Here is a 20,088-nt window from a genome sequence, read left to right as displayed (position 1 = left end):
CGTAGAAAAGAGGGGCACGGCAGAGGTCCGCTTGCGCGGACGGGAGGAGGTGGCTCGGGTGAGCATTTCCGAGCCCTTGGACGATCCTTGGGCCGACAGTGGTCCCAGTGATCGTCTGCCTTCTTCCCGTAGACGCGGCAACGGAACCCGGGGCCGGGACGAGCAACACGACCGCGGCGGGGAGAACGGGGCCTGGGACGGCGGTGGTTCGGCCTTCGAACGTGTGCCGCCGCAGGACCTCGATGCCGAGCAGTCCGTCCTCGGCGGCATGCTCCTGTCCAAGGACGCCATCGCCGACGTCGTGGAGATCCTGAAGGGCCACGACTTCTACAAACCCGCCCACGAGACCGTCTACCAGGCGATCCTCGATGTCTACGCCAAGGGCGAGCCGGCCGACCCCATCACGATCGCCGCCGAGCTCACCAAGCGCGGTGAGATCAACAAGGTCGGCGGCGCATCGTACCTGCACACTCTCGTCCAGACCGTGCCGACGGCGGCCAACGCCGAGTACTACGCGGAGATCGTCCACGAACGGGCGGTGCTGCGCCGCCTAGTCGAGGCCGGTACCCGCATCACGCAGATGGGATACGCGGCAGAGGACGACGTCGACGAGATCGTCAACCGCGCCCAGGCGGAGATCTACGCGGTCACCGAGCAGCGCACCAGCGAGGACTATCTGCCGCTCGGCGACATCATGGAGGGTGCCCTCGACGAGATCGAGGCGATCGGTTCACGCAGTGGCGAGATGACCGGCGTGCCCACCGGCTTCACCGACCTCGACTCGCTCACCAACGGCCTGCACCCGGGCCAGATGATCGTCATCGCGGCCCGCCCCGCCATGGGCAAGTCCACGCTCGCGCTCGACTTCGCCCGTGCGGCGTCGATCAAGAACAACCTGCCCAGCGTCATCTTCTCCCTCGAAATGGGGCGCAATGAGATCGCCATGCGTCTGCTGTCGGCCGAGGCGAGAGTCGCGCTGCACCACATGCGTTCCGGCACCATGACGGACGATGACTGGACCCGCCTGGCACGCCGGATGCCCGAGGTGTCGTCCGCTCCGCTCTACATCGACGACTCCCCGAACCTGTCGATGATGGAGATTCGCGCGAAGTGCCGTCGGCTGAAGCAGCGCAACGACATCAAGCTCGTGATCATCGACTACCTCCAGCTGATGCAGGCCGGTGGTTCGAAGCGTTCCGAGAGCCGTCAGCAGGAGGTCTCGGACATGTCCCGTAACCTCAAGCTCCTGGCCAAGGAACTCGAGGTCCCGGTGATCGCGCTCTCGCAGCTCAACCGTGGCCCAGAGCAGCGCACGGACAAGAAGCCGATGGTGTCCGACCTGCGTGAGTCCGGCTCCATCGAGCAGGACGCGGACATGGTGATCCTGCTGCACCGTGAGGACGCCTACGAGAAGGAGTCGCCGCGCGCCGGCGAGGCGGACATCATCGTGGGCAAGCACCGTAACGGCCCTACGGCCACGATCACGGTCGCCTTCCAGGGCCACTACTCCCGGTTCGTGGACATGGCGCAGACCTGATCCGGGTCCTGATCCGACTGGGGTGGCCGGCGTCGGTTCCTCTCCGGCGGGCTACACTGTGCGGCCATGAATACCGGGACGGCATCGCGCCACACACGGATGGGTGACCCGGTGCTTCTCTGAGCGCCGTACGGGCCGGTGTGGGCCCCCCGTTTGATCTACGTGCATGCGCTGCTGCGCGGGCTCCGCCTCCGTCGTGTTGATCGCAAGCTCAACACATCAACCACGACAGGAGAGTTCATGCCCACCAAGACGCTGCTGATTCCCACCACGGACGGCCAGGCCGACGCCTTCGCAGCCTTCCCCGACCGCGCCGAGCGGCATCCGGGGGTGCTCATGTACGCGGATGGTTTCGGTATCCGGCCGGTGCTGCGGGAGATGGCCCGCCAACTGGCCGGGCACGGCTACTACGTGCTCGTCCCCAACTCCTTCTACCGGCACGGACCGACACCGGTGATCGAACTTCCCGAGTACATCGGTGAAGAGGCTCGGCCCGCGGTCTTCGCCCAGCTGATGCCCCTGATCGAGGCGCACACCGCCGAACATGTCCTGAGCGATGCCGAGGCCTACCTCAGGTTCCTCACCGCCCAGCCGGAGGTCGGCGCGGGACCGGTCGCGGTGACCGGCTACTGCATAGGTGGCCTCTACGCGATGCGCACCGCTGCCGCCCACCCCGGCCAGGTGGCGGCCGTCGCCGGATTCCACAGCCCCGTGAGCGCCGACGGACCCGAAAGGGACCGGCTCCTCGAAAGGATCACCGCCGAGATCCACCTCGGCCACGCCGAAACCGATATGACGCCCGAGGCTCTCGGCGAGCTCAACCAGGCCCTGGACACAGCCGGTGTCAGCTATACCTCCGAGATCTACCCCGGCACCCTCCACGGCTTCACCATGTCCGACACCGACGCCTTCAACCCCGCCGCACTGCAGCACCACTGGGACCGCCTGCTCCCTCTCCTCGACCGCACACTGGCCAAGAGCTGAGGCCACGGCTCCGAAACCAAACCTGAAGGGCGGCGGCTGCCTCGCTGTCTTCCCGGGTAGGTGTGACGAGCTGTTATTCGCCACCTGAGGCAGTCTCAGCGCAGGGCTCTTCCTGTTCGGCAATGCCCGCGAGGAGCCCCATGAGCCGTGCCAACCTCGGCAAGGTCGTCCTGCTGCCCTGACGGTGAAGCCCAGAGGCAGACCAAATGAAGTCGACGCACGCGGGGCCCACGGGGTGGACTGGTGGCATGACGACACCTCAGGAAGAGCTGCTGCCCGGTACACGCCGTGCCTTGCTGCACCGGATCGCCGTGGCTCAGGCCGAAGGGCGATCCCCCTCACTGGTCGCCACAGTGGTGCGGGGCGGGCGAGCCGTGTGGCACGGCTCGCGGACCTCGGTGGACGGACACGGCCCCGACGAGGACGTGCAGTACCGGATCGGTTCGATCACCAAGACGTTCACTGCTGTTCTCGTCCTGCGGCTGCGCGACCAAGGCGTGCTGGACCTCAGCGACCCGTTGGAGAAGCATCTGCCGGGCACCGGGGCGGGTGAGGCCACGGTTGCCGAACTTCTTTCCCACACGGGTGGGTTGGCGGCCGAGTCGCCCGCGCCATGGTGGGAACGCACCCCGGGGACCCTGCGGCAGAAGCTCACCGACGTCCTGGGCGAGCAGCCCTTCCGGCACCCGATCGGGCGCCGCTTCCACTACTCCAATCCGGGCTACACGTTGTTGGGAGCGCTCGTCGAAAAGCTGCGTGGGGCTCCATGGGAGGAGGTATTGAGGCGCGAAGTGCTCGAACCTCTGAACCTCCGCCGCACGAGTGTGCAGCCGCAGGCGCCCCATGCCGGCGGTTGGGCGGTGCATCCCTGGGCGGATGCGATGCTCCCGGAGCCGACTGAGGACCTGGGCCGGATGGCACCGGCCGGTCAACTGTGGTCGACGACAGGTGATTTGGCGCTCTTCGCTGCCTTCCTCACCAAGGGGGACGACCGGGTGCTCGGCGCGCGGAGCGTGGAGGAGATGCGCACTCCGGCAGCACCGACGGAGGTCGTGGATCTCGTGGACGGTGCCACCTACGGGCTTGGCTTGCAGATCCAGCACCGGGACGGCCGAGTGCTCGTGGGGCACTCGGGTTCGCTGCCGGGGTTTCTGGCCAACCTCACCATCAGCGTGACGGACGATGTCGCGGCGGTTGTCCTGGCCAATTGCACCTCCGGGCCACTGCTGGCCGGCGTGGGGGCCGATCTCGTTCGGATCGTCGCCGAGGCTGAGCCGCGGATTCCCGATCCGTGGCAACCCCTGGTCGAAGTCGACGCGTCGGTCATGGAATTGGTCGGCCAGTGGTACTGGGGGACCCATGCCTTCGGTCTGCGACTGATGGCCGACGGACTCGTCTCACTGGAGCCGCTGTCCGGCAACGGCCGCCGTTCGCGGCTCCGTGCCAACGGCGACGGCACCTGGACCGGCCTGGAGGGCTACTACGCCGGAGAGCTCCTGAAGGTCGTACGGCGGCCGGACGGATCCGTGAGCCACCTCGACCTCGGGTCGTTCGTGTTCACGCGTCAGCCGTACGAGGAGGGGCCCTCCGTGCCGGGTGGGGTGGACCCCGAGGGGTGGCGGGGGATCGGTTAGACGCCCTCGCGCATGGGGGTCTGTTTCACGTGAAACAGACCCCCATGTCAGCAGTGGCGCCGATCTCACAGGTGGAGCTTGAAACCAACGTGTGAGGCCGTGAAGCCGAGCCGTTCGTAGAAGCGGTGGGCGTCCGACCGCGTGTTGTCCGAGGTCAGTTGAACCAGTTGGCAGTCCTGGCGGCGGGATTCGTCGATGGCCCACTCGATGAGCCGCGTGCCCAGGCCGCTGCCACGCTCATCGGCGTGGATGCGTACACCTTCGATGATCGACCTGGTGGAGCCGCGCCGGGACAGTCCGGGGATGACCGTGAGCTGAAGCGTGCCGACGACGCGGCCTTCGCGTACGGCGACGACCAGGTGCTGGTGAGGGTCGGACGACAGACGCTCCAGAGCCGCCAGGTACGGGGTCAGGTCATCTGGTGATTCCCGTTGGGCGCCCAGAGGGTCGTCAGCGAGCATCGCGACGATCGCGGGCACGTCGACCCTCGTGGCGGCCCGTATCTCAAGATCTTCCATGGGCGCACCCTAGGTGCGGGGCGTCACCGCGGGACAGCCCGCCTCCGAAGTACATTCGTTTGCAGGTAAAGCGCGTCTGCAACTATTGTGTCTGTGCATTACGTGCTCTTGCAATCGTTTGGAAGGGGTCCCTCCATGCCGCTCGCGTTTCTTGCCCTCGCGATCGGAGCCTTCGGAATCGGAACCACCGAGTTCGTGATCATGGGCTTGCTGCCGGAGGTCGCGGGCGGTTTCGGTGTCTCCATCCCCACCGCCGGTTTTCTGGTGACCGGCTACGCCGTCGGTGTCATGCTCGGCGCCCCGCTGATGACCGTGCTGGGCACGAAGGTCTCCCGCAAGCGGATGCTGATGCTGCTGATGGGTCTGTTCATCCTCGGCAATCTGCTCTCCGCCCTTGCCCCGGTATTCGCCGTCATGCTGATCGGCCGTGTGGTGGCCTCGCTCGCCCACGGGGCGTTCTTCGGTATCGGCTCGGTTGTCGCGGCCGACCTGGTCGCACCCGACAAGAAGGCCGGCGCCATCGCGATGATGTTCACCGGTCTGACCGTGGCCAACGTGGTCGGTGTTCCGCTCGGCACGCTCGTCGGGCAGTCCGCCGGCTGGCGCGTCACCTTCGGGCTGGTCGCGGCCCTGGGGATCGTCGGCCTGTTCGGTGTCGCCCAGCTCGTTCCCGACATACCCAAGGCGGAGGGCGTGCACCTGCGGCATGAACTGGCCGCATTCAAGAACGCGCAGGTACTGCTCGCGATGGCGATGACCGTCCTCGGTTTCGGTGGAGTCTTCGCGGCCATCACCTACATCGCGCCGATGATGACCCAAGTCACCGGCTTCGCGGACGGCTCGGTCACCTGGCTGCTGGTGCTCTTCGGCCTCGGCATGGTCGGCGGAAACCTCATCGGCGGAACGTACGCGGACCGGGCTCTGATGCCGATGCTGTACGTCTCCCTGGGTGGACTTGCCGTCGTACTCGCGCTCTTCAGCCTCACCGCCCACCACAAGGTCCTGGCGGCCGTCACCATCGTGCTGATCGGTGCTCTGGGCTTCGCCACCGTGCCGCCCTTGCAGAAGCGTGTCCTCGATCAGGCGCACGGAGCCCCGACGCTGGCCTCGGCCGTGAACATCGGTGCCTTCAACCTCGGTAACGCGCTCTCCGCCTGGCTCGGCGGCCTCGTCATCTCGGCCGGGCTCGGCTACACCGCCCCCACCTGGGTCGGCGCCGCCCTGGCCGTGAGCGCTCTGCTGCTCGCGCTGCTCTCGGCCGCTCTGGAGCGCCGCGGCAGCAGGCCCAGCGCGGTGGTCCGGCAGGGTGCGCCGACGGACCAGCCCGCCGCCGCCCGCCACTGATCCGTGCAGGCCACCGCGCGCCGGTTCCTGGAACCTCCGGGGACCGGCGTCGTTCTGTCGGCGTGTCTCAGCCTGCCGCCACTGTCAGCGGGGCGAACCGCCGGCTCCAGTCACCGGGCAGTTCCGCGACGCCGTACGCCATGACCGCGTTGAAGGCCGCGGACACCAGGCCCCGCTCCTTCGCCCATGCCAACAGCTCTTCGTGCCGTACGTCGATGTCCGTGCGCAGTGGGCGGTCGGAGTGGGCGGCGAGGGAAGCGAGCAAGGCCTGTGCGGTCCGGGTGTCGCGGGCGATCAGCGGGCCGACGACATGGGTGTCCATGTTGGGCCACGCGCCCGCGTACCCGATGACCCGCCCGTTCTTCTCGGCAACGCGCAACTGGTCGGCGAAGGCGGGCAGACGGGTGATGATGTGGGTGCGGTCGGCGCCGAACACTTCCTCATCGAGTCGGAGGATGCTGGTGAGGTCTTCGGCGGTGGCCGGGCGGGTGGCGATCCCGGGGTGCGTCCCGTCCGGTGTGAAGTGGCCCTTCAGCATCTCGGCCCGGCCGATGACCTTGAACCCGAGTTCTTCGTAGAGCGGGCGGCCGTTCGGCGTAGCGTGCAGGGTCAGCGGTGTGGTGCCCATGGCCGAGACGACGTGCTGCATGAGTCGGCGCCCGACGCCCTGGCGGGCATGCCGTTCGGCGACCAGAACCATTCCGATGGCAGCGAGGTCGGGTCGGTCCTGCAGACCGTACTCGGTGACGACGCACGCGGCGACGAGCCCGCCTCCGGGGTCATCGATGCCATAGCCCTTCCCGGCGGTGAGGAGGAGGCCCCACTTGTGTTCCTCGCGTGGCCACCCCCGGTCCTCGGACAAGTCGGCGCACGCGCTGTGATCACGAAGCGTCAGACGGCGGATGGGCAGAGCGCTGGAGGAAGGAGTCGGCACGCACGTCAGGCTGTCCGAGGTGTGCCCTCGACGTCTACCTGTTTCCGCAGGGACGTATGAGCTTTTGGCCATGTCGTAGCCAACCCCACAGTGTCGTAAGAGGCGCTGGGTGTTTCACGTGAAACATCGACGAACGGAGTCTGTCCGCAGACAGACGACCGAGAAGCGGAAAATGCGCCCCGCTAGCCTCAGGGCATGGCGAGACTGCATCTCTTCGACCTCGATGGCACGTTGTTGCACGGATCCACGGCACCGGTGGAGATTTCCCGGCAACTCGGTCTGGAAGCCGAGACCGTGGCGCTCGACCAAGCCATGGGGGCGGGCCTGATCGGGCCTCGCGAGTATGCGGCGGAGGTGTACGCATTGTGGGCCGACCTCACCGAGGCTCATGTGGCGGCGGCCTTCGACGGCGCACCGTGGTTGGCCCGGATCCGCGAGGTCTGGGCGGAGATCAGAGAAGTGGGTGACTACTGTGCCGTGGTCTCACTCTCCCCGTCCTTCTTCGTGGAACGACTCATCGGCTGGGGTGCGCACGCGGCGCACGGTTCTCTTTTTCCCGCAGTGCCCTTCAAGGAACCGGTGGATCCTGCCGGAGCCCTCAGCGCGGCGGCCAAGGTGCGGATCGCCGACCGGCTGTGCGAGGAATTCGCTGTCGCGCGGGCCGACTGCGTCGCGTACGGCGACTCGCAATCTGACAGGGACCTGTTCGGAATGGTGCCGGTCTCCGTCGCGGTCAATGCGGACCGTCATCTGTCCGGCCTCGCAACCCACTCCTACATGGGGAGGGATCTGTGGGAAGCATATGAATTGGTACGGCACGCCCGATAATTGATGGAATTGATGGTTCGCTCGCCACTCAATTCGTGGTGGAGGAGGCGGGACTTGTGTGCAGACCGTCGGCCGGTATGGTCGACTCCGGTTCGGGTCGGGGTGAGGTGTACATCCTGTGCATCCTGTGCGGACCCGGAGCAAGGCATTGCAGCTTAGCGGGACGGAGTGATTGAAGACCCGTATTTCCGGTTATGCGACCGGGGCGCGCCTACCGCGGTGGGAGGCTGCGGTGAGAGTCCTGCGGGCAATGTCACACTCTCGCCTTACTTGTCCGTACGGGACCGGAACACGGGTTGAATGTGGCCGCATCGGCTGCGGCAGCGAACGGGGAAGCACGCCGTCTGTGGGGGAAAGCAGGCACTTTCACCGAGGAAGTGCGCAGACCGACCGAAAGATGTTCGAGGCGAGGCACACCATGGACGCTCCGACCACCACGTCGGCCGACAACGGCACGTCCAGCGGCGGAGGCGGCTGGTTCACGCCGCACAAGCAGCCGACGTCGCCCGGCGGTGAACGGGAGGCGGCAGAGGGCAGCCGCCTTGCGGCGATGCGCCCGGTGGGCAGGACCACGGCAGGAACCGGCACGACCCCCCAAGCGGAGGGATCCAGCCAGTCCGCAACGGACGACGCGCAGCGGCCACCCGCGCCGACCGCTGAACCTTCCGACCCGGCAGCGGACGACCTGCCGCCGCCCCTGACAGTCCCGGAACCGGCCCTGACGGGCGCCGTCGGCTCACCGCCGGCCGCACGCGAGGCCCCCTCGACAGCGCCCCCCGCTTTCACCTCCGCCGCCGCTGTCACCGCCTCGACCCCGGCGCCGCCCGCCAACGCCGGGCCCGCGGTGGCCCCGCCCACCGAAGCCGAACTCACCGAAGAACCACCCGCCGGTCGGCGTGTCCCGGTCCAGCGTCCGGCCCCGGCCGAGGACGCCTCTCCGGACGCCGTCCTCATCCGCAGGACCATGGCCGAGATCGGCCCGGTCGCCGACAAGGTCACGTCGTACTTCTACGCACTCCTCTTCGTGCGACACCCCGACCTCCGACCGCTGTTCCCGGCGGCGATGGACGCCCAGCGGGACCGCCTGCTGAAGGCCCTGCTCACTGCGGCCGAGCACATCGACAACTCGAAGGTCCTCGTCGACTACCTGCAGAACCTCGGCCGCGGCCACCGCAAGTACGGCACTCGGGCCGAGCACTATCCGGCGGTCGGCGAATGCCTGATCGGCGCCCTGAGCAAGTACGCCTCCCGGTGGGACGCGGAGACTGAAGCCGCCTGGGTCCGTGCGTACACGACCATCTCGCAGGTCATGATCGACGCGGCGGCCGCGGACGAACTGCGTGCTCCGGCCTGGTGGCACGCCGAGGTCGTCTCACACGATCTGAGAACGCCGGATGTCGCGGTCGTCACCGTCCGCCCCGACCAGCCCTACCCCTTCCTCGCCGGCCAGTACGCGAGCCTGGAGACCCCGTGGTGGCCACGGATCTGGCGACACTACTCCTTCGCCTGCGCACCCCGCTCGGACGGTCTGCTGTCGTTCCACGTGAAGGCCGTCCCGGCGGGCTGGGTCTCCAACGCCCTGGTGCACCGCGCCCGTCCCGGTGACATCGTCCGGCTCGGCCCGCCGGCAGGTTCGATGACCGTGGACCACACCTCCGACAGCGGACTGCTCTGCCTGGGCGGCGGCACCGGCATCGCGCCCATCAAGGCGCTGGTGGAGGACCTGGCCGAGCACGGGGAGCGTCGACCGGTCGAGGTGTTCTACGGCGCTCGTACCAACCACGACCTCTACGACATCGACACGATGCTCAGGCTTCAGCAGAACCACCACTGGCTCTCGGTCCGCGCGGTCGTCGACCAGCAGGCGCATCTCCAGCTCCCCGACGCCATACGCGAGTACGGTCCGTGGAACGAGTACGACGTCTATGTGTCGGGACCGCCCGGCATGATCCGCAGCGGGGTGAGCGCCCTCAAAGACATCGGCGTCCCGTTCGAGCGCATACGCCATGACTCGTTGGAGGAGCTCGTCGCCGCTCAGTGAGCCCGGCCGCGGTCAGTCAGGTCCGAACCGTCAGCTGAGGCCGACGCCTGTCACCCCAGGTCAGGTGCGTGCATGGCGCGTACGCCTTCGATGTTGCCGTCCAGGTAGTGCCGCAGGGACAGCGGCACGAGATGGACGGATGCGATGCCGATCCGGGTGAAGGGCACCCGCACGATCTCGTACTCGCCGATGGGCTCGTCCACCTCAGGACCGTGGCGCAGAGCGGGATCCATCGATTCCAGATGGCAGACGAAGAAGTGCTGCACCTTCACGCCGGTGGCACCGCCGTCCTCGCCGATGTGCTCGACCGTGTCGACGAAGCACGGCACCACGTCGGTGACCTTGGCGCCGAGTTCCTCGTACACCTCGCGGTGGAGGGCGTCGACGACGGTCGGGTCGTCCGGCTCGACCCCGCCGCCGGGAGTGAGCCAGTAGGGATCCGTACCAGGCTTGGTGCGCTTGATCAGGATCAGGTCGTCACCGTCCAGCAGGACGGCGCGTGCGGTGCGCTTGACCACGGGTCGGACGGTCATGGGAGGAATGTGGCCCCGTTGGTTCCACGTGAAACATCGCGAGATGTCACCGGGTGAATCCAGCCTGTCACCAGCGGAAATCGAGGCTCAGCACCAGTCGCCGGCAGTACGGAGAAGCCACTCGTGTGCCCGTGCGATATGCGGCATCACGAGCGTTCCGGTTCGGACCGACAGGAAGTACGTGCGTAGCGGTGGCACCGCGGGATCGTGCAGCGCGACGACGTCACCGCGCCGCAGAGCGGTGGCGCACAGATAGCGGGGCAGCACGGCGAGCCCGGCGCCCGCGGCCGCGCACGCCAGGGCCGCACGCAGGTCCGGGACGATCACGGTGCCGGGGGCGGCGGGGCGGGAGTCGAAGACGGAGGCCCAGTAGCGGGAGACGAAAGGTAACGACTCGTGGACCTCGACGACCGGGACGCTCTCCAGCGCGTGTGCCCCCTTGAGTGCCAGAACGTTCTCCAGCGCTCGTGTGCCTCTGCGGCGGGGTTTCCCGGAGCCGAGCAGTTCGACCCACCGTGGAGCGGCGACCAGGACGTGTTCCTCGTCGCAGAGCGGAGTCGCCGTGAGCAGACCGCCGCGCGGACGGGCCGTACTGATGGCCAGATCATGATGTCCGGCGGCCAGCCCCTCCAAGGCTTCCTCGGCGTTCCCGAAGGAGGTGCGCAGCGCGAAACCCTGGCCGTCCTCGCCGGTCAACGCGGTGAGCGCCGGTAACGCCCGCTCGGCGGTGAACTCGGGAGGTCCGACGAGATGCAGGGTGCGCAGGGAGGACTCGTCGTCGAGACCGGTCTCGGCGATCTCCACCAGGGCGTCGAGGTGCGGAGCCGCCTTGTGGGCGAGTTCGTCGCCGATGGTCGTCGGAGTCACTCCGCGGGCCTGCCGCAGGAACAGGGGGCGCCCCACTTGCCGCTCCAGCGTGCGGATCTGCGAGGTGACAGCTGGCTGGGACAGTCCGAGCAGAGCGGCGGCGCGGGTGAAGGAACCGGCCCGGTGCACCGTCACAAAGGTGCGCAGCAAGGCCAGATCCATGGCGAACGCCCTCCCCTTCCCCTTCTCCCCCTCTGAGGCAGGGCCCAACTATAAATATGTCGATAGGCCTCTGTCGCTACTGTGATTGGACACTGACACAGAGTCAACTAGCCTTGGTCGGGTGGTTCTTCGCGCGCAGAACCAGGGACGGTCCGAGCCACGAGGGGGGAGGCTCGGACCGTCCGTTGTAGGTGGGTGTATGACGCGAACGGGGCGGGTGCGGCGTGGTCAGGGTGCCGAGGCATCCAACGCACGCAGCACATCGGCCACCAGGTCCTCAGGATCCTCGGCGCCGACCGAGAAACGGATGAAGCCCTCCGCCACGGCGTCGCCGCCCCACCGCCCACGCCGCTCGGCCGTAGACCGTACCCCGCCGAAACTGGTCGCCTCGTCCACCAGCCGCAGCGATTCGAGGAAACGGTCGGCGCGCGCGCGAGTGGCCAGCGTGAAGGAGACAACGCAGCCGTAGCGGCGCATCTGTCGCGAGGCGACCTGGTGCGAGGGGTCCTCCGGCAGCCCGGGATAACGCAGCCCGGTCACCTCGGGTCGCTCCCGCAGTGCCTCGGCGAGCGCCAGAGCGGTCGCGTTCTGCCGGTCGACCCGCAGGTGCAGCGTGGCGATCGAACGGTGCGCGAGCCAGGCCTCCATGGGTCCCGCGATCGCCCCGACGATCTTCCGCCAACGGCGTACGGCGGCCATGGTCTCGGCGTCGCGACCGGTGACGTATCCCAGGAGTACATCGCCGTGGCCGGTCAGCTGCTTGGTGCCGCTGGCCACGGAGAAGTCGGCGCCCAGCTCCAGTGGGCGCTGCCCCAGCGGTGTCGCGAGCGTGTTGTCGACCGCCACCAGGGCGCCGCGCGCGTGTGCCGCTTTGACGAGCCGTCGGATGTCGCACACGTCGAGCCCGGGATTCGACGGGCTCTCGATCCACAGCAGCTTCGCGCCGTCGAGGACATCGAGTTGAGCGTCGTTGCCGGTCGGCGCGGTCCGCACCTCGATGCCGTACGCCTCCAACTGGGCGCGCACCAGCGGCAGCGCCTGGTAACCGTCGTCGGGCAGGACAACCGCGTCCCCCGCGCGCAGCTGTGAGAACAGCACCGACGAGATGGCGGCCATCCCGGAGGCGAAGACGAGCGTCTCGACGCCGTCCTGCCCGGGAGCCTCCAGACCGCCGATCGCGCGCTCCAGCAGGGTCCAGGTGGGGTTGTCGTCGCGGCCGTAGCCGTACGGACCCGTCACCTCACCCGGCAGATGGAAGTGCGCGGCGAACACGGGGCCGGGCAGGCTCGGCTCGTGCTTGACCGGCTCGGGCAGCCCGGCCCGTACCGCGCGCGTGCCGTCCCCGGCGCCCGGAGAACCCGTCGCGCCGATCTCGTCGCCCTTGCCGGAGCCGCTCATGCTGCCCGCCCCTCCGCGTCCTCGCGTACCGCCGCGAGCAGCCCTTCGCTCGCCGCCTCCACCATCTCGAGGCACTCCTCGAAGCCGTCCATGTCCCCGTAATAGGGGTCGGGCACATCGAGGTCGGCGCCCGCGGCGGGATCGTAGGAACGCAGCAGCCGTACCTTGTCCGCGTCCTTCGGGGTGGGTGCGAGGCGGCGCAGTGCCCCGAGGTGGCCGGAGTCGAGGGCGATGACGAGGTCGAGGTGGGAGAACCAGGAGGGCTGGAACTGCCGGGCGGTGTGTGTGCCGTCGTAGCCGTTGTCCACCAGAACGGTCACGGTACGCGGGTCGGCACCGTCACCCTCGTGCCAGCCGCCCGTTCCGGCGCTGTCGATCTCCACCAGGCTGTCGAGCCCGGCCTCCCGCACGCGGGCACGGAAGACCGACTCTGCCATCGGGGAACGGCAGATGTTGCCGGTGCAGACGAAGCAGACGCGGTAGGTCATGGTGTGTTCAGTCCTCGTCGGGCAGGACGACGTGGAGCGCCCACGACACGATCGAGATGATCAGGCCGCCCAGGACGGCCGTCCAGAAGCCCTCCACGTGGAAGCTGAGGTCGAGCTTGTCGGCCAGCCACGAGGTGAGCAGCAACATCAGGGCGTTGACCACCAGGGTGATCAGGCCGAGGGTCAGGATGAACAGCGGGAAGGTGAGTACCTTCACGATGGGCTTGACCAGGAAGTTCACCAGGCCGAAGACCAGGGCGACGAGTATCAGTGTCCAGATCTTCCTGCCGGTGCTGTCACCTGTCAGGGTGATCTTGTCCAGCAGCCAGACGGCGACCGCCAGGGCGCCCGCGTTGGCGATCGTCTTGACTACAAAATTTCTCATGTGTCTGATCGTGGCAGACGAGATCGGTTACGAGTACGGGCAGGGGCGGACTAAGTAGATGAAGGCATTCCGGTTGGATGAACTGGAGGCGGAGCGCGCCGCCAACGACGGCGCGTACCTGCAGTTTCTGCGGGAGCGGAACATGTCGGTCGGGCTGTACGCCCTCGACGCGGGCGAGCGCGACCCCCAGCAACCGCACAACCAGGACGAGGTGTACTTCGTCGTCAGCGGTCGCGCGGCGATCACCGTCGGCATGGAGACCACCGAGGTGGCGCGGGGCAGCGTGGTGTACGTACCGGCCGGTGTCGCACACAAGTTCCACCACATCAGCGAGGACCTCAGGGTGCTGGTGGTGTTCTCTCCGCCCGAGAGGTGACCCGCGACGTCGGGGTTCCCTAGGGGATCAGTCAGGGGCGGACAAGGGATGCGAGGCGCCCGCCGGCCACTTCCTCGCCCTAGCATCGAGTGCAGGACATTGGAAGATCCGGCACCCAGAGCGCCGGGCGTGGACAGGTATCGGAGAGGTTGGGGCGATGCGAGAGATCTTCGCGGGACTGCCGTGGTGGGTCAAGTGGGTGGCGGTGCCGGTCATCGCCCTGGTCGTGTTCGGTGGGCTGATCGCCAGCGTCGTCGGATTCGTCATCGGACTGCTGTTCAAGGTGCTGGTCTTCGTGGCGCTGGTCGGCGGACTGATCTACGTCGTACGGAAGTTCACCTCCAGTTCCTCGTCACGCAGCGACTGGTGATCGCCCGGTGCGACCGGGCCGTCTCGGGCGACGAATGAGAGGTTCACGCAGGGCAACCGGCGATCGGTAACAGGAATCACCGGTTCCCTCGCGCGAGGGAAGTTTCCCGGGCAGGCCGTCTGTGAGCGACGAGGGGCGATTAGAGTCCGGACGCGTCGCGGGGGACGACCCCCCGTGAGCGGCGTACCAGCCCTCCCGTGTTCCCCAGCACGGACCGCCCCCTCGCGCTTCGGGAGTGCCCCTTGGCCACGGTCGACACCGCCCACACACACACCTCGGGACCCCCCGCTGAGGCCCGGGTCGCTCTCCCGGCTCCGGAGTCCCGGATCCGCCCGCCTGAGCAACCCGCGGCGCCGACGGGACGGCCGCGCTCGTCGACGACATCCACCGAGCGGCCCGTGCTGCCCGCGCTGCCCGCGCAGCCACGCTCGCCGATGCCCCCTCCCGGGCAGCGGCAGACGCGTCCCACGCAGCGGCAGACGCCTCCCGCGCAGCGGCACGCGACGGAATCCTCAGCGGCACCGCACTCCGCGACCCTGATCGGGTCGGTGCAGCGCGCCATGCGCCTGCTGGAGGCCGTCGCCGAGCACCAACATGGAGCGCCCGCCAAGCAACTGGCCCGCGAGACGGGTCTGGCCCTCCCCACCGCGTACCACCTGCTGCGCACTCTCGTGCACGAGGGCTATCTGTCCCGGGACAAGGGAATGTTCTTCCTCGGTGAGGCGGCCGAGCGACTGGGCAGCAGCGGCGCGCGGCAGAAACGTCGCAGCACCGTCGTCGACACGCTCGCCGACTGGCGTGACGCCCTCGGGGCCCCCGTGTACTACGCCATGTACCGCGACGGCGAGATCGAGGTCGTGTGCGTCTCCGACGCCCCCGGCAATCCGGCGGTCGAGGAATGGGCCGACTTCCGTGAGACCGGGCACGCGCACGCCATCGGCCAGTGCCTGCTGGCCCAACTGGACGAGGACGCCCGCCGCGACCACCTCGACCGGTATCCCGTGCAGTCCATCACTCCGTACACGGTGCGTGACAGCCACACGCTGCTACGGCGGCTCGAACGCCTGCGACGCATGGACGCGGTGACGGAGCGCCAGGAGTACGCGCTGGGCACGGTGTGCTCGGCGATTCCGATCACTGTGGGCACGACAGCCGCGACCATGGCCATTTCTCTCCCCGCGCACCAGGCCGATCGTCTGCCCGCGGCGACGCGGCAGTTGCAGAACGCAGTGGGGCGGCTTCTCGGGTCGCTCGCGCTCTCTATCAGTATCTGAAAACTCACTCCTTGTGATCTACCGTACACGTTCAGCAAGATGCCAGCAGTGTCAGAGGGATCATTCCCGGCCAGACGACGTCACACGACGGGGTAGGCGATGCGAGAGTCCGTACAGGCAGAGGTCATGATGAGCTTTCTCGTGTCCGAGGAGTTGTCCTTCCGCATCCCGGTGGAGCTGCGCTACGAGACCTGCGATCCGTATGCCGTCCGGCTGACCTTTCATTTGCCCGGCGATGCCCCGGTGACCTGGGCCTTCGGTCGTGAGCTGCTGATCGACGGAGTGGGGCGCCCGTGCGGGGAGGGCGATGTACGGGTCGCGCCCGCGGACGCCGACACGCTGGGTGACGTACTGATCCGGCTTCAGGTCGGCAGTGACCAGGCCCTGTTCCGCTCGTCCACGGCACCGCTGGTGGCGTTCCTCGACCGCACCGACAAGCTGGTGCCGCTGGGCCAGGAGGGCGCACTCGCCGACTTCGACGCCCACCTCGACGAGGCGCTGGACCGCATCCTGGCGGAGGAGCAGAGCACGGGCTGAAACGCTACGGCACGCAGGAACGCTTCTGTTCGGGTGATGCCAGGGAGTGCGACGCAGGAGGTGCGACCGAGTCCTGCCGAGCCTGCCCCGTCAGTGCTTGCGTCGACGCCCCTTCCCGCCGCGTGCCGGAGCGGGGCGGTCGACCGCCGGCACGGGTCCCGTCCCTGTGACTCCCGCCCCTGCCGCAGCGGCGGACGACGCCGTTTCCGGCCGGTCGGCCGAGACCACCAGGGCCGCGAGGGCCGTGGTGACCGGCACCGAGGCGACCAGGCCGATCGAGCCCACCAGAGTGCGCACGATCTCCTCGGCGACCAACTCGCTGTTGGCGACCGCCCCCACACTGCTCTGGGCGATCGAGAAGAGCAGCAGCAGCGGCAGGGCGGCGCCCGCGTAGGCGAGGACGAGTGTGTTGACAACGGACGCGATGTGGTCGCGGCCGATGCGGATGCCCGCGCGGTACAGGCCGCGCCAGCCCATCGATGGGTTGGCCTCGTGCAGTTCCCAGACCGCCGACGTCTGGGTGACCGTCACGTCGTCCAGGACACCGAGCGAACCGATGATGACGCCGGCGAGCAGCAGACCGCTCATGTCGATCGACGGGTACAGGCCGTGGATCAGTCCGGTGTTGTCGTCTGTGTTGCCGGTGAGCGCGGCCCAGCCGATGAACTGCGATCCCAGGACGCCGATCAGGAACAGCGAGATCAGGGTTCCGAGCACTGCCACGGAGGTCCTGGCCGACAGTCCGTGGCACAGGTACAGCGCGATCAGCATGATGGCGCTCGCCCCGATCACCGCCACGAGCAGAGGGTTCGAGCCCTGCAGGATCGCGGGCAGGATGAAGAAGTTCAGGATCATGAAGCTGATGGCCAGCGCGACCAGTGCCATGACGCCGCGCAGTCGGCCCACCACCACGACGGCGATGGCGAAGATCCCTGCGAGCAGCGCCATCGGGAGCCTGCGGTTCACGTCGGTGACCGAGTACTGAAGGTCTTTCGGCGCGGACGGCTCGTACGCGACCACGACCTTCTCGCCCTCGTGCAACTGCCGAGACTGGTCCGGCTGCACGACCTCCGTGAACGTACGGCCCTTGTCCTTGCCGGAGTCGACCCGGATTGTGGCCCGCTTGCAGGTGCCGTTCGCCTGTTGCTGGGCGGAGGAGCCCCCAGCGGTGGGAGTGCCGCCCGTCGGGGCGCCCCCGGAGGCGTTCACCGACTTGCAGCTGAGGCTCACGACCTTGGTGACCGTCGCCTGCTGTGTCTGCCGGTCGAAGCCGACGCCGGTTCGCTCGTGAGCGGGCGCGCCCCCGGGCCACAACACCACGAGCCCGATCAGCACCGCGGCCCCGAACGGGATCAGGATGGCGGCGATGACCTTGCGCAGGTGCTGGGAGACGGGGGCGGCCGGACCATGACTGTGGCTGTGACCGTGTGAGTTCCCGGGCCCGCCGCCCCCGGGGTCCGGTCCCGGACCGTCACCGTCACCGGGCCCGTGGCCATGACCGCCACCGTGCCCGCCGCCTCCGCCCGGCCCGGGCCGAGGACCGGGGCCGCCACCGGAACCGTGCGCGTTTCCCGGTCCGCCACCGGAACCGTGCCCATACGCCGGCCCGTCACCGGGTCCGTATCCGTCACCGGGCTCTTGCCCAGCACGAGGCCCTTGCCCAGCACGAGGCCCTTGCCCAGCACCAGGCCCCTGCTCAGCACCGGCCCACTGTCCGCTACCAGAGCCATGGTCGCCGTCTCCGCGACCGAACCCGCGGCGCGGCTCAGGCGGTGGGTACCCAGGCTGATCTGTCGTGGTCACCGACCGATCATCGCAAGAACGACAGGGGCCCTCTGTTCAGCGCGCCCGAATTGACGCTAGCGTGGAGCCACCTTTGAACACGCGGGAGCTCGGAGCACCGGGCTGAGAGGGCGCTGACCTCCGTCCCAGCCATGTTTCACATGAAACATCGCCACCTGTGAGTGATGTTGCACACGAAACGTCGGCAGACGGAAGCGGCTGCGTCGACCGCCGAACCTGTTACCGGGTAATGCCGGCGTAGGGAGTAGGTCACATGACCAACGAGGACACACGCACGCCTGCCTCCGTTCAGGACGAAGAGTCCCAGGAGGCCGGGAAGTCCATCGGCTGGCACAAGGCGTACGTCGAGGGTTCACGCCCCGATCTGCGGGTGCCGGTCCGACAGGTGCACCTCACCAACGGGCAGTCGGTCACCCTGTACGACACGTCCGGCCCGTACACCGATCCGCTGGTCGAGACCGATGTCCGCAGGGGCCTGTCGCCCCTCCGAGAAAACTGGATCGTCGGTCGCGGCGACACCGAGGAGTACGCGGGCCGCCCCGCCCGCCCCGAAGACGACGGGATCAAGCACACCTCACCTCGAGGGGGCCTGCGCAATCTCGACGCGGTCTTCCCAGGACGGCCCCGCCTGCCGCGCCGCAGTCGCGACGGGAACGCGGTCACTCAACTCGCGTACGCCCGCAGGGGCGAGATCACGCCCGAGATGGAGTACGTGGCCCTCCGAGAGAACGTTTCCCCCGAGGTGGTCCGGGAGGAGATCGCGGCAGGCAGGGCCGTACTCCCCGCCAACGTCAACCACCCGGAGATCGAGCCGATGATCATCGGCAAGCGGTTCCTGGTGAAGGTCAACGCCAACATCGGCAACTCCGCGGTCACGTCCTCCATCGAGGAGGAGGTCGAGAAGATGACCTGGGCGACCCGCTGGGGCGCCGACACGGTCATGGACCTGTCCACCGGTCGCAACATCCACACCACCCGCGAGTGGGTGCTGCGCAACTCCCCCGTTCCCATCGGCACGGTGCCGCTCTACCAGGCCCTGGAGAAGGTCGACGGCAGGGCCGAGGAGCTGACCTGGGAGATCTACAAGGACACGGTCGTCGAACAGGCGGAGCAGGGCGTCGACTACATGACGGTCCATGCGGGCGTGCGCCTGCCGTACGTACCGCTTACGGCGAACCGCAAGACCGGCATCGTCTCCCGCGGCGGGTCGATCATGGCCGCGTGGTGCCTCGCGCATCACAAGGAGAGCTTCCTGTACGAGAATTTCGAGGAACTCTGCGAGATCCTCGCCGCCTACGACGTCACGTACTCGCTCGGCGACGGCCTGCGGCCCGGTTCCATCGCGGACGCCAACGACGAGGCGCAGTTCGCGGAGCTGCGCACGCTCGGGGAACTCAACAGGATCGCCAAGCGTTTCAACGTACAGACCATGATCGAAGGCCCGGGACATGTCCCGATGCACAAGATCAAGGAGAACATCGACCTTCAGCAGGAGATCTGTGATGAAGCTCCGTTCTATACGCTCGGCCCGCTGACGACGGACGTCGCGCCGGCGTACGACCACATCACCTCCGGTATCGGTGCCGCGATGATCGCCTGGTGGGGCACGGCCATGCTCTGCTACGTCACGCCCAAGGAGCACTTGGGCCTGCCCAACCGGGACGACGTCAAGACCGGCGTCATCACCTACAAGATCGCCGCCCACGCAGCCGACCTCGCCAAGGGGCACCCAGGTGCGCAGGAGTGGGACGACGCCCTGTCCGACGCCCGCTTCGAGTTCCGCTGGGAGGACCAGTTCAACCTCGCCCTGGACCCGGACACGGCACGGGAGTTCCACGATGAGACGCTGCCGGCCGAGCCGGCGAAGACGGCTCACTTCTGCTCCATGTGCGGACCGAAGTTCTGCTCGATGAAGATCTCCCAGGACATTCGCCGCCGCCACGGCGGAAGTTCGGAGGAGATCGAGGAGGGCATGGCCCAGAAGTCCAAGGAGTTCGCGGCAGCGGGCAACCGCGTGTATCTGCCGATCGCGGACTGATCCGGCAGTCCTTCCGCCCGGCACAGGCCCCGTTCCT

Annotated in this window: 19 protein-coding genes; 11 read left to right on the top strand and 8 right to left on the bottom strand. The window is 68.1% G+C overall.

The window, feature by feature from the left end; translation table 11 throughout:
• The first annotated feature begins 58 nt into the window (after positions 1-58).
• From dnaB to ABZ027_RS05875, 3 genes are all read left to right on the top strand, one after another.
• Positions 59-1,537: a replicative DNA helicase gene (dnaB, locus tag ABZ027_RS05885; protein ID WP_356764743.1), complete on the top strand. Its 1,479-nt coding sequence runs from the start codon at positions 59-61 to the stop codon at positions 1,535-1,537.
• Between the two features lie 240 nt (positions 1,538-1,777).
• Positions 1,778-2,521, top strand: coding sequence for a dienelactone hydrolase family protein (locus ABZ027_RS05880; RefSeq protein ID WP_356764741.1), 744 nt, complete (start codon positions 1,778-1,780; stop codon positions 2,519-2,521).
• Positions 2,522-2,769: 248 nt separating this feature from the next.
• Positions 2,770-4,155: a serine hydrolase domain-containing protein gene (locus tag ABZ027_RS05875; RefSeq protein WP_356764739.1), complete on the top strand. Its 1,386-nt coding sequence runs from the start codon at positions 2,770-2,772 to the stop codon at positions 4,153-4,155.
• A 65-nt stretch (positions 4,156-4,220) separates the two neighbouring features.
• On the opposite strand, the gene ABZ027_RS05870 is transcribed toward ABZ027_RS05875, so the two are convergent.
• Positions 4,221-4,673: a GNAT family N-acetyltransferase gene (locus ABZ027_RS05870; protein ID WP_356764737.1), complete on the bottom strand. Its 453-nt coding sequence runs from the start codon at positions 4,671-4,673 to the stop codon at positions 4,221-4,223.
• Between the two features lie 135 nt (positions 4,674-4,808).
• Between ABZ027_RS05870 and ABZ027_RS05865 the strand changes: the two genes are divergently transcribed.
• Complete coding sequence (locus ABZ027_RS05865) at positions 4,809-6,017, top strand: MFS transporter (protein ID WP_356764735.1); 1,209 nt, start codon at positions 4,809-4,811, stop codon at positions 6,015-6,017.
• Between the two features lie 67 nt (positions 6,018-6,084).
• Here ABZ027_RS05865 and ABZ027_RS05860 read toward each other — a convergent pair whose 3' ends face one another.
• Positions 6,085-6,951 carry a GNAT family N-acetyltransferase gene (locus tag ABZ027_RS05860; protein ID WP_356764733.1) on the bottom strand — a complete coding sequence of 289 codons (867 nt, stop codon included), beginning with the start codon at positions 6,949-6,951 and terminating at the stop codon, positions 6,085-6,087.
• Between the two features lie 195 nt (positions 6,952-7,146).
• Here ABZ027_RS05860 and ABZ027_RS05855 point away from each other — a divergent pair, with 195 nt between their 5' ends.
• Both ABZ027_RS05855 and ABZ027_RS05850 read left to right on the top strand, forming a co-directional pair.
• On the top strand, positions 7,147-7,779 hold the full coding sequence (locus tag ABZ027_RS05855; RefSeq protein WP_356764731.1) for a haloacid dehalogenase-like hydrolase: 633 nt from the start codon (positions 7,147-7,149) through the stop codon (positions 7,777-7,779).
• Between the two features lie 418 nt (positions 7,780-8,197).
• On the top strand, positions 8,198-9,820 hold the full coding sequence (locus ABZ027_RS05850; RefSeq protein ID WP_356764729.1) for a globin domain-containing protein: 1,623 nt from the start codon (positions 8,198-8,200) through the stop codon (positions 9,818-9,820).
• 50 nt (positions 9,821-9,870) lie between these two features.
• Here ABZ027_RS05850 and ABZ027_RS05845 read toward each other — a convergent pair whose 3' ends face one another.
• From ABZ027_RS05845 to ABZ027_RS05825, 5 genes are all read right to left on the bottom strand, one after another.
• Positions 9,871-10,353 (bottom strand): NUDIX hydrolase, encoded by a 483-nt coding sequence (locus ABZ027_RS05845; protein WP_356764727.1) that lies wholly within the window; start codon positions 10,351-10,353, stop codon positions 9,871-9,873.
• Positions 10,354-10,440: 87 nt separating this feature from the next.
• On the bottom strand, positions 10,441-11,382 hold the full coding sequence (locus ABZ027_RS05840) for a LysR family transcriptional regulator (protein WP_356764725.1): 942 nt from the start codon (positions 11,380-11,382) through the stop codon (positions 10,441-10,443).
• 228 nt (positions 11,383-11,610) lie between these two features.
• Positions 11,611-12,780, bottom strand: coding sequence for a cystathionine gamma-lyase (locus tag ABZ027_RS05835; RefSeq protein WP_356764723.1), 1,170 nt, complete (start codon positions 12,778-12,780; stop codon positions 11,611-11,613).
• Positions 12,777-13,268, bottom strand: a complete 492-nt coding sequence (locus tag ABZ027_RS05830; RefSeq protein ID WP_356764721.1) for a low molecular weight protein-tyrosine-phosphatase — start codon at positions 13,266-13,268, stop codon at positions 12,777-12,779. Before ABZ027_RS05830 ends, ABZ027_RS05835 begins: the two co-directional genes overlap by 4 nt.
• Before the next feature lie 7 nt (positions 13,269-13,275).
• Positions 13,276-13,653 carry a phage holin family protein gene (locus ABZ027_RS05825; RefSeq protein WP_356764719.1) on the bottom strand — a complete coding sequence of 126 codons (378 nt, stop codon included), beginning with the start codon at positions 13,651-13,653 and terminating at the stop codon, positions 13,276-13,278.
• A gap of 58 nt (positions 13,654-13,711) precedes the next feature.
• Between ABZ027_RS05825 and ABZ027_RS05820 the strand changes: the two genes are divergently transcribed.
• The 4 genes from ABZ027_RS05820 to ABZ027_RS05805 all read left to right on the top strand — a co-directional run bounded on the left by ABZ027_RS05820 (position 13,712) and on the right by ABZ027_RS05805 (position 16,210).
• Positions 13,712-14,029 (top strand): cupin domain-containing protein, encoded by a 318-nt coding sequence (locus ABZ027_RS05820; RefSeq protein WP_356764717.1) that lies wholly within the window; start codon positions 13,712-13,714, stop codon positions 14,027-14,029.
• Positions 14,030-14,186: 157 nt separating this feature from the next.
• Positions 14,187-14,399 (top strand): DUF5326 family protein, encoded by a 213-nt coding sequence (locus ABZ027_RS05815; RefSeq protein ID WP_003991465.1) that lies wholly within the window; start codon positions 14,187-14,189, stop codon positions 14,397-14,399.
• A 434-nt stretch (positions 14,400-14,833) separates the two neighbouring features.
• Positions 14,834-15,673, top strand: a complete 840-nt coding sequence (locus ABZ027_RS05810) for an IclR family transcriptional regulator C-terminal domain-containing protein (RefSeq protein WP_356764918.1) — start codon at positions 14,834-14,836, stop codon at positions 15,671-15,673.
• Between the two features lie 99 nt (positions 15,674-15,772).
• Positions 15,773-16,210 carry an SsgA family sporulation/cell division regulator gene (locus ABZ027_RS05805; RefSeq protein ID WP_356764715.1) on the top strand — a complete coding sequence of 146 codons (438 nt, stop codon included), beginning with the start codon at positions 15,773-15,775 and terminating at the stop codon, positions 16,208-16,210.
• Positions 16,211-16,300: 90 nt separating this feature from the next.
• Here ABZ027_RS05805 and ABZ027_RS05800 read toward each other — a convergent pair whose 3' ends face one another.
• The gene (locus ABZ027_RS05800; RefSeq protein WP_356764713.1) at positions 16,301-18,013 is read right to left on the bottom strand and encodes a YibE/F family protein; all 1,713 of its coding nucleotides are present in this window, start codon (positions 18,011-18,013) and stop codon (positions 16,301-16,303) included.
• Positions 18,014-18,266: 253 nt separating this feature from the next.
• Between ABZ027_RS05800 and thiC the strand changes: the two genes are divergently transcribed.
• Complete coding sequence (thiC, locus tag ABZ027_RS05795) at positions 18,267-20,051, top strand: phosphomethylpyrimidine synthase ThiC (protein ID WP_356764711.1); 1,785 nt, start codon at positions 18,267-18,269, stop codon at positions 20,049-20,051.
• Positions 20,052-20,088: the final 37 nt, after the last annotated feature.

The sequence above is a fragment of the Streptomyces sp. NPDC006332 genome (assembly GCF_040612855.1).
GTDB lineage: Bacteria > Actinomycetota > Actinomycetes > Streptomycetales > Streptomycetaceae > Streptomyces.
The sequence above is the reverse complement of the archived record's forward strand: the minus strand, read 5'-3'. Positions and strand labels throughout refer to the sequence as shown.